General features: G+C 35.2%; 10 protein-coding genes and 1 tRNA gene. 1 reads left to right on the forward strand and 10 read right to left on the reverse strand.

What is annotated here, in order from left to right; all coding sequences use genetic code 11:
- Positions 1–10: 10 nt before the first annotated feature.
- The 8 genes from NK356_RS11415 to tssD all read right to left on the reverse strand — a co-directional run bounded on the left by NK356_RS11415 (position 11) and on the right by tssD (position 10,162).
- Positions 11–4,159 carry a TIGR02594 family protein gene (locus NK356_RS11415; protein WP_253317010.1) on the reverse strand — a complete coding sequence of 1,383 codons (4,149 nt, stop codon included), beginning with the start codon at positions 4,157–4,159 and terminating at the stop codon, positions 11–13.
- Between the two features lie 18 nt (positions 4,160–4,177).
- Positions 4,178–4,972 (reverse strand): hypothetical protein, encoded by a 795-nt coding sequence (locus NK356_RS11420; protein ID WP_034695178.1) that lies wholly within the window; start codon positions 4,970–4,972, stop codon positions 4,178–4,180.
- Between the two features lie 32 nt (positions 4,973–5,004).
- Complete coding sequence (locus NK356_RS11425; protein WP_253317011.1) at positions 5,005–5,487, reverse strand: hypothetical protein; 483 nt, start codon at positions 5,485–5,487, stop codon at positions 5,005–5,007.
- A gap of 144 nt (positions 5,488–5,631) precedes the next feature.
- Entirely contained in the window at positions 5,632–5,838 is a 207-nt protein-coding gene (locus NK356_RS11430) for a hypothetical protein (RefSeq protein ID WP_253317012.1), read from the reverse strand.
- 1 nt (position 5,839) lies between these two features.
- Complete coding sequence (locus NK356_RS11435; RefSeq protein WP_034695171.1) at positions 5,840–6,382, reverse strand: hypothetical protein; 543 nt, start codon at positions 6,380–6,382, stop codon at positions 5,840–5,842.
- 4 nt (positions 6,383–6,386) lie between these two features.
- The gene (locus NK356_RS11440) at positions 6,387–7,748 is read right to left on the reverse strand and encodes a hypothetical protein (protein WP_253317013.1); all 1,362 of its coding nucleotides are present in this window, start codon (positions 7,746–7,748) and stop codon (positions 6,387–6,389) included.
- Position 7,749: 1 nt separating this feature from the next.
- Positions 7,750–9,630 (reverse strand): type VI secretion system Vgr family protein, encoded by a 1,881-nt coding sequence (locus NK356_RS11445; RefSeq protein ID WP_253317014.1) that lies wholly within the window; start codon positions 9,628–9,630, stop codon positions 7,750–7,752.
- Positions 9,631–9,757: 127 nt separating this feature from the next.
- Positions 9,758–10,162, reverse strand: a complete 405-nt coding sequence (gene tssD / locus NK356_RS11450) for a type VI secretion system tube protein TssD (protein ID WP_034695169.1) — start codon at positions 10,160–10,162, stop codon at positions 9,758–9,760.
- Between the two features lie 542 nt (positions 10,163–10,704).
- Here tssD and NK356_RS11455 point away from each other — a divergent pair.
- Positions 10,705–10,777 (forward strand) — tRNA-Phe (locus NK356_RS11455).
- Between the two features lie 106 nt (positions 10,778–10,883).
- On the opposite strand, the gene NK356_RS11460 is transcribed toward NK356_RS11455, so the two are convergent.
- Both NK356_RS11460 and NK356_RS11465 read right to left on the reverse strand, forming a co-directional pair.
- Positions 10,884–11,573, reverse strand: a complete 690-nt coding sequence (locus NK356_RS11460) for an aldose epimerase family protein (protein ID WP_253317027.1) — start codon at positions 11,571–11,573, stop codon at positions 10,884–10,886.
- Between the two features lie 73 nt (positions 11,574–11,646).
- Positions 11,647–12,408 (reverse strand): LytTR family DNA-binding domain-containing protein, encoded by a 762-nt coding sequence (locus NK356_RS11465; protein WP_034695168.1) that lies wholly within the window; start codon positions 12,406–12,408, stop codon positions 11,647–11,649.
- Between the last annotated feature and the right edge of the window lie 44 nt (positions 12,409–12,452).

Here is a 12,452-nt window from a genome sequence, read left to right on the forward strand (position 1 = left end):
TTTTTATATTTTAAAGTTCAGATCCTTTTGCACCAGGATTTCCTTTATATTCCGGTAAATTATAATCTGCGTCTGTAATTTCGTAATTTGTAGGGACTACATAGGCATAATAATCAGAAATCTCATATGCTACACAATACAATTTCTGCGATTGATTACCCCCTAAAATAACGACTTTATTTCCTTTTTTTCCAGCAACAAAACCTACATGCCCTCCTCCGGTTCTTGTTTTCACAGCAATTGCTCCATAAACAGGTTTTTTCAGGTCTTTTCCTTCTGCCCATGTTGCCCATTTTAATGCTCTCACAGCATCATATCCTTTATCAGTAGTAACTCCTTCGTAACCGTAATGTTTCATAATCCAGTTGACAAAAGCCGCACACCATGCAATAGTTGTTTCATTTTCTGTACCATTTTTCATTGCATTTTCATAAGGAGTTCCATCAAAAAACTTCTGAATTTCTTTATTGGTTCCGGTTTCTACTAGATTCCTTGCTTCTTCTTTCCAAACCAGTTCCATCCATGGCGCTCTTCCTTCAAGATTTGGCATTGCCACAGCTTCTCCATCGCAGACTTTTTTATCGTATTTAAACCATGCTTTAAGATTGGAAAGACCTTGTTTTCTATGTTCCCATCCATTAGGATTTACTTCTAATTTATGAGTCAAGGTATAGCCGTTTAATACTTTACAAATTAAAAAATAATAACGTTCTTCCTCATCCTCCATTAATAATGCAGTTTCATTTAATGTTTTCCCAAGCGCTTTACTAAAATATTCTCTTTTAAACTTCATTGCATCCTTTTCTGCTTGCGAATAGTCTTTATTAGGATTTTCCTTCCAATTTGGTATTTTTTTATAAACTGACCAAAACCAACCACCACTGTCTACCGCTAAATAAAGCTTAGTAGCCACCAATTCAGGATATGTAACAATATCTTCAGGAACTTTTTCATCATAATCTTTATATGCAACAGGATCACTCCCATCCCCAGTAAGCTGCTGTATTCCACGACCTTTATACTTGTAGCCACTAGAGGCATGAGAACTTGATTCTTCTCCTGCTGTTCTAAAAAAACTGGTTTCAGAATAAACATTTGCTAAAAATGCTATTTTTTGAATGCATTTATTAATATCATATTTTCTAAACATAGCATTCAACTCCATTGTTAAATCTGCAAAACTTTCACGATCCATGTCTGTAGATTCCCATATTTCTTCTTTACCACGCATATGTTTTACCAAACTTTTGATTTCACTTTCAGTAAAATCACGATTACAATAACATGTTTTCTGTTTTCTCACCTCCGCCATTTCCACAACCACAGGCATCACATCATTCTCAATAGCCTCCGGTGTCTCTTTCTGAGATACTTTGAGACAACCACTCTCGTAGAAAATAAATTGCTTACGCAACTCCAACATCTCTTGCTGAGTAAATGCTGTTCCATCTTTTTTATACGCTTTAATTCCCAGTTTTTCCATATCCTCCGTTCTGACAAGATCAGCAGGAAGCGTACTATTGATTGTCAACTGGCTTTTTTCTATTTTCCAGACTTTCTTTTTGGGATCGGCGGGATCCTGAACCTGACGGGAAACCTGAGCAATGTAGTAATCAAAGTTTTTCGGTGGATTTTTCCATTCTTCTTTTGCTGTAAAGGAAACTTCCAAAAGACCGTCTTTACCTGTTTTTTCCTCGTTATAACTTTGCTTACTTTCGTGGGTATAGGTGATATGATCTTTTTCGTTTAAGCCTTCTTTGGGAATCTCCTTCAAAACATCAATCTTCAGAACTTCTTCAGTCATATTAACGGTATGTACCCAAAGTTTATGGGTTTTGCCATAGAAAGTCTGCATACGCTGAATATCTTTACCATCCTCAGTAGAGAACATAATGGAAACAATTTTCTGCTCGGAAGTGATGACCAGTTCTTCATTGGAATCTAAAACTTCCAGATAAGTTGTAGCACTGTCTACCACCACAGGTTTCGTTCCCTGAATGGTAATATTACCTGGAAGCACAATATCTCCAGATGAGCTTGCCTGAAGCTCTACCGTAAATACGATTCGGTATGACGGATTGGGATTTTCTGTTGTTTTTGGTATAGCCGCCAGCAATTTTTTCTTATAATCATCATTGGTGGTAATAAGGAAAGAAGCTTTGCCTTCATTGTTCAACGTAACTGTTTTCTCCTCCAGCATGTATTTGTCTTTCTCTTTATAGAAATCATCACCTTCACCTTTTACCCAGATTTTTACTTTTAAAGCCTGATTCTGAAGTCCATCAATCTCAATAAATCCATACGTTTCTTCTCCAAATCCGGTTTCAGTACGTTTCACACCAGTTCCATAGGCCCAAAGTGCTCTTTTTACAGCAGGTTCAGAAACTTTTACTTTCGCTTCTATTTTCTTTCCATCAGTATAATCTCCTGTTAAATAAGCCGAAATAGTATATTCTCCGAGATCATTGAATGTAATGGTTCCGTCTCCGTTATTGGTCACTTTATCCGGAACTTCTATTTTGATGGCTTCATTGCCTGCCAGCGTAGCAATTCTTGCCGTTGCTGTATATTTTATTTTTGTTCCTTTCGGAATATTGGCAGCCGGAAGGGTAAATTTATCTATGACATTTTGAATCACCTCAAAATTAAAACAGTCTGATCCGGAAAATCCGGGCTGTTTTCCAGTTCCTAACGGATTAGCATAGGCTTCAAGTATATATTTTCCAAAATATTGATTACTGGCCAGTTTTGCATCATTATAAAGCAATTCAGCTACTTTTTTATTAATTGTTCCTGTTTTGAAAGAAGGTGAATTTTCAAATAAAGCAACTCTTCCTACTCCTTCTTTTTTAAGATACCAATATACAGAAGTCCCTGAAGGCATATAATTAACATTAAACTTCGAAGCCTGCACTTTGATAGTATCACTGAATCTCACCAAACCAGGTTCTCCTTTGACTCCCATTACTCCCAGACTGTTTTCGATTTTAATTTCTACAGACTGCGGCTTGGGGTCGGTAGGATCTGTAAAGGCTTCAACTGTATATTTACCTGCATTTTTAAAAGTGAGAATAACACGATCACCTGCACCTGTAACGGAAACAAGATGTGAAGAAGAAGCTCCGGAAGAACTGTTATACAGTACTGCTGTTCCTTGTTTTACAGTCCAGTGAACAGTATTTACCGGCATAAAGAATCCTCTGTTTAATATTTTTGCCTGATCTGTTGTACTGTTGAGCTTACGTTCAATGGATAGCGGCAGAGGAATATTAATTAAAGTTGAAGAACCCGGACTGACAATTTTCTTTACAAAATCCTGTACGACTTCCACATTGAGAGAGCATTTGGCATCACCTGCTTTTTTACCATAAGCTTCCAGTCTGTACTTCCCTTCTGTAAGTCCGTCGAATATTTTACTCATGGATTGACTGAAATTGCTTCCCAATCCGATAAATGTTTTTATTTTATCTTTTGTTCCTTCTCCTTTAAAAAGTGCCCAGATAATTTTCTTCTCATCGCCTTTGAACAGAGCTTTCAGATCAAGATTATCTCCGCCAAAAGGATTCATAATAGGAAGAAGCGGGCCATTCATTCCTTTGATATAATAGTAAGTACCATTAAGTTTATCCGTTGGTATCGGTCTTATCATTGAAATTGATGATACTGCTATACTTGCCTCAGAAGCGGAAGATGAAGGCCATTGCGGGGAAGTATTGGCTACGGAAAACTCATCGGCTTCTTTCACATCGATCTGTGAAACATTGTTGGCCTGCCCGGTGGTTGCAAAAGCGATAGTTCCCGGAACACCATATCCCGGACAGTTTCCAGTAGAAGCATCCAACAGGATTTTCATACTCTTGTTGAATTCTACATTTTCGTAATAGTCTTTATATTTGATATTACACTTGCCTTTGCATGGATAGGTTTTCCCATCTGATCCTTTACAGTTTCCGAATCCGTTTCCCCCTCCGAAACTGTCTGCTTTATCATCAAGATAGGTAGCTACAGGTTTATTCTGTGCAAAATATTTGTTTTTGCCCAGCTTTTTTTTCTGGCTTTTTACTTCCATGGGAACGGCTGTCCCATTGGAGTTGTTGGTTACAGAACTGCTGCAGTACGCAGTGGCTCCTTCTATAATGATGTATCCTTTATCCGCCATGTCATTTGTTCATAAAGTTTAAGTCATTGTGATCGTTTCCCGGTATACTGTTTTTTCTCCATCTGACAATATAAAGTCAGCTTTCTTTTTGGAATACTGTTTTTTGTGAGAATTATATTCCATTTCTATATGCAATCTTATGTGATACTGCCCTGCCTGATACAGGTATTTTGTATCTAATTCTTTTTTTATTGTTTCCGGAATTTTAATTTCAGAAGCAAAGAAAGCCTCAAAGCCATATTCCCTTTGCTCTGCACTGATAATTCCGTGGCATTCTACATCTCCGATTCCTTTGATATTCCATACCATGGATTCTTCATTTTTTCCTCCGTTGTCTACATAATAAGGAGCAAACAAAAGAAGATTCCAAAAGGGTTCTTTGAGCTTATTTTTATAAAAACCGGCTTCATCTTCAAGCGCTGATAAGTATTGACTTCTGAAAACCTCTACATTTTGATACTTTTCCTGAAGGTTTGATGTTTTGAGTTTCCAGTTTTCTATATTTTTCTGATGATCTGCAGCGCCTAGAAAGTTCCCTTTTTCATCTACCTGTATTTCCAAAGGATAAGAGCTTTTTTCCAGCACATACAGGATTTCCATGAATTTATTTTCTGATGGAAAAGGGGAATCTTCTACTTTTTCTATCAGCCAGCTTTTGGTGAGATCTTCATTTACCTTTTCCTGAAGGGTAATGTTAAAAGATGAATAAAATCCTTTTGTTTCTCCAAACTGTATTTCAAGAGCATTTTCCACCTGATAATGATGGATTCCTGATGTATATTTCTGAAAAGGCTTTACTCTTGTTTCTACCATATGGGATTATTATTTAGAAAAAATACACGACACTATTTATCACAGTTTTTATTTGCCACCGTCTCTTCCGGCAGATTGTAGAGGTATATTTTCTCTATTGTTCCTTTTCCACATTTGCTTACCACATAATTGGCTATAAAATCCTGCTGATAATGTGACATTTCTTCTCCTAACAGCTCTCCGGCACTTTCTTTATTGGTTATAAAATATGAAGTATTATCCGTTTTTCTGTAAAAAACAAAGTTGAGTGAGGAGGTTTCCGGCTTTGTAAGAACTTTATTGCTTTTCAATCTGTTTTCTACATACTTTATAATTTCTTTTTTCAGAACATTTTCAGTAGGTTCCGGATTGTCTACAAGAATATAGTATGAAATCTTGACCGCATTTTTATAATAAGCATTGGTAAAAGTCATATGCTCAAGAGGAATAAAGTCATTATGTTTCTTGTCACAGCTCAAGGCTATTAAAAGAAAGCATACTATCGTGATCATTTTTATAGATTGCAAATACTTCATTTTTTTGTAATCCCTATTAGGTTTAATCGTTAATCATTTAATATTCTCCCGGCCTTCTTCTGCCCATATTACGAAGATGATCTTCTCTGCTTTTTTCATCTTTATATTAATATCATTTTTGCTTTCTTTTAAAAATTAGAATACTTATAACTGATAAAAAAACATTATCAAAACAGAATATATCACTGTTGATAAAAATTCTTTATCATATTTAGCAATATCAGGAATACCATCTCCATACAATTCATCATTTTTATAAAAGGAATGAATAATATACGCTCTTGCTAAAAATAGAAGCTCAAGAAACACTATAATTCCGATGGCTATCTTAGATCTTTTATCAATTATCATTCTATTTCTTTTCAGCTATTTCATCTGGAATATTAGTTATTTCATAAGATGTTTCTAAATCATTATATATCTTTTTTGAGTCAGATAGAAGCTTAACATCTATTTCATCATATTGTTTTTTAAAAATTGGATAATGAAGATCTGAAGTAAATTTATTAATGGTTTTATTTTTATCACTTATAATATAAAACCTTAAACTTGCATAATAGGGTTGATCATAGCCAACATTGACTGTTATATCCTGATTATAATCTCCAAAATAAATGTTTTCATTTTCCAAACTGATTAATATCTTATTTCCTTTCAGATCAATACCATCTGAATGGTTTATTTTAAAGGTTATTTTCTTGCTAAGTTGATGTACATTTTTATTAAATAATTGGGGAATTTCTCCTACAAAATTTTTAAATGCAATTGTATCACTAGTGATAGAGTCATTTTCTAAACTATAATTTTCTCTATATCCACCCAGATCCTTACTTTTATTACAGCTTATTAAGATTAGAGTTGTAAAAATTAATGTGAGAAGAGTTTTTATTTTCATAATATTATTTTGGTAAAAATTTTTCATAAGTTGCTGGGACACCTACCGGCCAGGTACCTGCTTTTACATCCAAATATGCTCCATCCGGGTTCCAGATTGCTTTATCTAATTTTATTTCTTTTTTCCTGTATTTATTGTAAGTATCCATATCATTTGGATCCGACTGATATGTATCTTTTAAATCTGTTTTAAAATTTTCCCAAGTTGAACCTCCCTCATCATGATCAGAAGCATAAGTATCCCTATGATTCTGTGTTCCCCATGCATCTTCATATAGTGATCTCCTCATATAGCCATAGACTGTTATTTTACCATGATTAGCCATTTTTTGTGCCAAGCTTTTATCTTTAAAAGCATTTGTAGTTGTCTCCGAACTTGTTCCGATACCAGTTCTGCATGCATAAGAATAAAATACAGATGTGTTTCCATCTAAAAAAACAGCTGGATTAACTTTTGAAAAGCTCTTGGCATCAAGTTCCTGCTTCTCAGCGCCTTTACCTTCGTACCCAAATGCTATTACTCCTTCATTTGTTGTATTTCTTACATAACCATGTGAATATGCAAAAATTTCCTTAACTCTTCTTTTATTATCAAAAGCTGTACTATCCCTATTTCCAGAATTAATAATATTAACAACATCATCTATTGTAGTAACTCTTATCACTGTTAAGCTCTTATTATGCTTAATTAAATCATTTGTTATTGTTGACAACTGATTTTCGGAATATCCATCAGTAAATAAGGCTACCTTAACAAAAGGGTAATTAGGATATTTAGTACGAACTTTTCTGACTGCTTCCCCGGGAAACATTAGCTTATTTGCAATATTTGTCGAGTGCTGCTCAGTACCTATAATTATTACTACCTCTTCTTTTATTAAATATACTTCTGCTTTTACATTCGGGCTATATTCTTTAAAAAAGGCATACACTCTCAATTTAGCAATATTTCTATCCTTCGGTACAGCATAAGAAATCTTCTCTTCACCCGTTACCTGTGGTGCATTAGCTATATTGGTATCATCATATTGTATCGCCCATTTAAGACTCTTCAATTCTGATTTTGTTGGCGTTCTGTTGTATTGAATGGCTTTAAAAAAATAACTTTTCCCTTTTTCTATAATTTTAATCTCTTTTGTACATGCAAAATCTTCATAGCATTTTACAGCCTTTACCTGTAATGGCTTTGTTTGCTCTTTCTCCTGATATTCATCAAATTTCTTTCCTCCTTTTTTCCCATAAAAGGTGTTTTCCTGAGGAGATTTAAAATCCAGAGTTCCTTTGGAAGCATCTTTCATAATATGCTCTGCTTCCTTGTAAGATCTACCAAAGACATTTCGTACGATATTTCCGCCTTCGCCTGCCATATTACTGCATTTTTACCTGTTTACCACTATTGATAAGCACTTCCTTGGCACTTTCTACATTAATGGCATCTTTTGTACTGATGTAAGAACCTGCTTCCATATTCTCTGTAATATTTTTAGCAGTAGATTTTCTGCCAGCCTCTGCGGTTTCAATAATATTGCTTGCTATCAGATTATAATCATCATTAGCCGTTTCAGTGATATCTTCTCCAGCCATAATATTTATATTCCTCTGGGCAGAAGCAATAATGTTTTTCCCGGCATTGATCTGCACATTTTCTCCGGCTGTGAAGGTGATATTTTTGGGCGCATTCACCACAATATTCCCCTTTCCGTCCATGAGATAAGTATTTCCACTAGGATCTTCAATAAAGATGCTTCCTTCCTGATCGTTAAAAATCACTTTATTACCACTTCTTGTCTGAATAGATTTAAGGTGATTATTAATACTTCCTCCCAATGCAACCTGTCCGTGGAACATTCCTCCCATAGCAAAGGGAAAATCGGGATGATGGTATTCAAAACCGACCATTACCTGATCTCCTACTTCCGGCACAGCTACAAAACCTCTGTTTTGAGTGATCATATCTGTACCTCCTGCATCAGGGCTCATCATTCTGATAAAATGGGTGGTATCCGGATTTTTCTGCCAGTCGAATCTTACCTGTATTCTTCCCTGGTTAAGGGGATCTGTATTGGAAATAACAGTGGCAACCTGTGGCTCGGCCTTGGGTTGTATAAAATCCGGTTTTGGCATAAAACCTGTTCCTTCAGCAATCGCTTCAAAACTACCGTTATAATATCCTCTGGCGTTGACTTCATGAGTCACCTCCGTAATAGTAAGTTTTGTAAAATAAGAAGTCTGGCTGGTGTCAGGCTTTCGCATTTCCATATCAGCAAGGCAACCTGGATACAGAAAAGGAACCGTAGTATTTCCTGCCACTGTAAATACTTCCACAGCAGCACTTCCGGCAGCACTTTTCTGAGAATCGCTTACATCCACAAACATATTGGCATTGATAGGTACGGGAGACAGAGAAGGTGTTTTAAAGATGGTATTGTTAAGCTCATAAGCTTTTGAAGGGATTTCTCCCAGATGCCTGATATTATTTTCTGAGCCCTCCATTTTAGTATGACTGCTGCTGTTATATCCAAAAAACTGAGGATTGGTATGAACAGCATTCAGTTCTACCTGAACATCTGTAGCATTGCTTCCATAAACAAGCTTGATCGGTTTTTCCGAAGGTGGAAGTTTTCCGAAATGAAGTACTTCCCCATCATAGTAAAACTGTTCTCCGTAGGCTTCGGCTGTTCTTGCAAGATAGTTATAATGGGTCTCGTTATATTGTGAGCTATAATTGATATAGCTTTTATTCTGTGTATCTACTCTGAAATCAAATTTTTCTGTTCCCAGAGCTTCTTTAAGTATTTTGTTGGCAATAATTCCTGTATTAACGGTCTGATCACCTCCAAAACTTTGAGTATGGGGAGCAGCATCCATCAAAATGGTAGGGCTTTGGCCTCTCAGGACAATATTTCCCAGACTCATTTTTTCCTGGCTGAATGCGGCTTTGGTGATTACTCCTACAAAAGTTCTTTCCGGGCTTTCACTTTCATAATCTTTATATTTGAAAACAATGGTAATTCTTTTTCCCAAAAACTGACGGGCTTGTTCCAGTGTGTGGTTTTGAGCTTCCCCAAGAGAATCATGGGCCAGAATAAGTTCAAAATTGTGATGGCGTCTCGCACTTTGCTGTAGGCGGAAATGCTTGAAGTGTTTGATTATTTTGCCTTCAATCACAATATCCAGTTTTACCACACGGTTGATTCCGGGAATATGATTCTCAGAAATCTTATCGGAATTCGAGGCATTTTTATTCATAGTGATTAGGTGTTTTTTTCAGAACTTTATTTGGAATAAACAGTCGTTCTATAAGGTTAAAAAAGGCAGAACAGCTTCCCTTGAAACGGATGTACTATTCTGCCTGATATTTAAATTCTGAATATGCTTAAGAAGGCCATGCTCCGAAGTAAGAAGAATTCCCCAGATCTATCTGTTCTGCACTTACCACAAAACTGATATACATACTGTTGTCATCTACAGCATCGAAATCTACCTCATGCTGGATTACATAACCATTGTTCCACTTCAATGTTGTTAATGTTCCTTCTTCGTGAGATTTGTTGAAAGTAATCTCTCCTACAGTAGGCTTATACTTTCCGTTCAGTAAACTTTCCAGGATGTCTGATTTATCAGTAGCTTCCACTGTAATTTTGATAAGCGCGTTGGAAGGATCTGATGCTACACGCCCTGATACGTCTGTAGCTCTTGATACGCTATAGTTAAGTTTTAATAGCTTTTGTCCTTCTCCGTTGTTGAATTTTAAAATTCCTCTTGAATTTCTTTCTGCCATGATTGTAAATTTTAATGGTTAATGTATTGTGATTGTTTGCTTTCTATATCACCAAATATAGATGTATTTGCAAAAAACAAATAGCGTTTATTATTAAATTTAAAAAAATGTAGTAATAGTACGACTAACACTTGTTAGGTGAATTATGTGTTATAAATCAAGTGTTTGCTGTTTTTCATAACTAAAAACAGGATTATTTTATGGTCTGTTTAAAATTGTTTGAAGGGGCAACAATTTAACTCCAAAGTAATCCTGTAGAAAAATCTTCCGCTCCATCCTTTGTAAGTACAACATTTTTTGAGAAAAAATCTAGATATCAGAGCTGAAAATCTTTTAATAAGGCTCGTTGAACATTATATTCAAAAAAAAAACAGAAAAAAAATAAATACACCAAAATACTGACGAACAATAGATTAAAACTACAATCCAGCTATACCAGCATATTTATTCAAAAAAATTAATCAAAAAACTTGCGTGGTATTATAAAATATTATACTTTTGCATCACTTTAAAACAACGAAGTAATAAACGAAAACATAAATGGTTTCTTAGCTCAGTTGGTAGAGCAATGGATTGAAAATCCATGTGTCCCTGGTTCGATTCCTGGAGAAACCACTTCAAAACCTCTAATTTATTTTAGAGGTTTTTTTGTTTTTTAATATAACTTCTTTTCAGCAATCTCTAAACTTGGGATTTATCAACTGTTAAATCTGATTTGATGTTAATGAATTGAGAATTTGTAAATAGTTGAATGCTTATATACATTATTAGGCGTCAGTATTGGTGATGGAAAATGGGATTGGTTAATTGCATCGGGAAAATTCTGTGTTTCCAAACAAAACGCCTCTCTTTCCTGGTATAGGTGATCTTCTTTTCCTTTTATATTTTTTATCCAATTAGCAGTATATAACTGCAAACCCGGCATAGTGGTAAATATTTCCATTTTTCTCCCTGACAGCGGTTCTATAACAGTAGCTACTAAATCTAAACGATGCATAGGGTGTCTTAAAACAAAATTATGATCATATCCTTTTCCAATCGTAAGCTGATCATGATCCGTATCAATTCTGTCTCCAATACCTGTTATGAAAGTAAAATCAAACGGAGTATTTTTTACAGTTAAAATTTCACCTGTCGGTTCAAGGTTTTTTGTAAGAGGAGTGTAAAAATCAGCCTCAATCTGCAATTGATGGTTATTTATTGTTCCACTTCCCTCTCCCGCCAAGTTAAAATAAGAATGGTTTACCAGATTGAGTATAGTTTCCTGGTCTGTTGTCCCTGAATAATCTAACCGTAATTCATTATTTTCACTAATGGAATAAGTTACCGTTACAGATTCTGTACCAGGATAACCCTCTTCCCCGTCAGGAGAAGTGTATTGAAAAAATGATGTAGTATCGGTGTAGTAGATGTTTTATATTGTTTTGATTAATAATTTTCACATTTGAGATTTATTAATCACAAAAAGATCGAAATGTAAAAAATTACTTATTCAGCCAGCTTAAACATTCGGCGATTTGCATTTTACTGATAAAAATCTCAGTATTTACTTCCGGTTCCGGTGAGAGCCTAAGTTCTACTTTCTGGCTGGAATGTTTGATAATTTCTGAAACTGCGTCTTTATTAATGATAAACTTGCGGTTTATTTTAAAGAAAATTTCAGGATTCAGCTTTTGAATAATATCTTTAATGGTATCATCATAAATATAGGTCTGATGATCTTTAGTAGTGAGGAAAAGGTATTTCCCGGAGGCAAAAAAATAAGCGGCGTTATGTTCATCTATTGATTTGAGTTTATTCCCCTCTCTTACCATAAAACGTTTCATGACCTCATCGCCTGCCTGTCGAAGGGATGAAATAGACTTAAGAACCGGTTCAGGGTCGAAATTATTTCTTATGGAAATAAATTTTTGTAAAGCTTTATGCAAATCTTCTTCCTCAAAAGGCTTCAGAAGATAATCAATGGTGAAATGTCTGAAAACCCTCATCGCGTATTCATCAAATGCAGTAATGAAAATAATCGGGGTAAAAAGCTCTATCTGTTCAAAAATTTCCAGGCTCATTCCATCTCCAAGATGAATATCCATAAAAATAAGATCTGCCGAATCTTTCTCAAAGAAATCAATTGCCTGTTTTTTGGAACGAAGAATAACAGTCTCTGTAACAGGGACAATGTTCTGTGTATCTAAAAGATTTTTCAGATAATTCACAGCCAGCAGCTCATCTTCTATAATGGCAATTTTCATAACGATGCAAAAGTACAAAAAAACCGCTGAAACAATTAAGTTCA

It is taken from the genome of Chryseobacterium sp. S0630 (genome assembly GCF_024158915.1).
GTDB lineage: Bacteria > Bacteroidota > Bacteroidia > Flavobacteriales > Weeksellaceae > Chryseobacterium.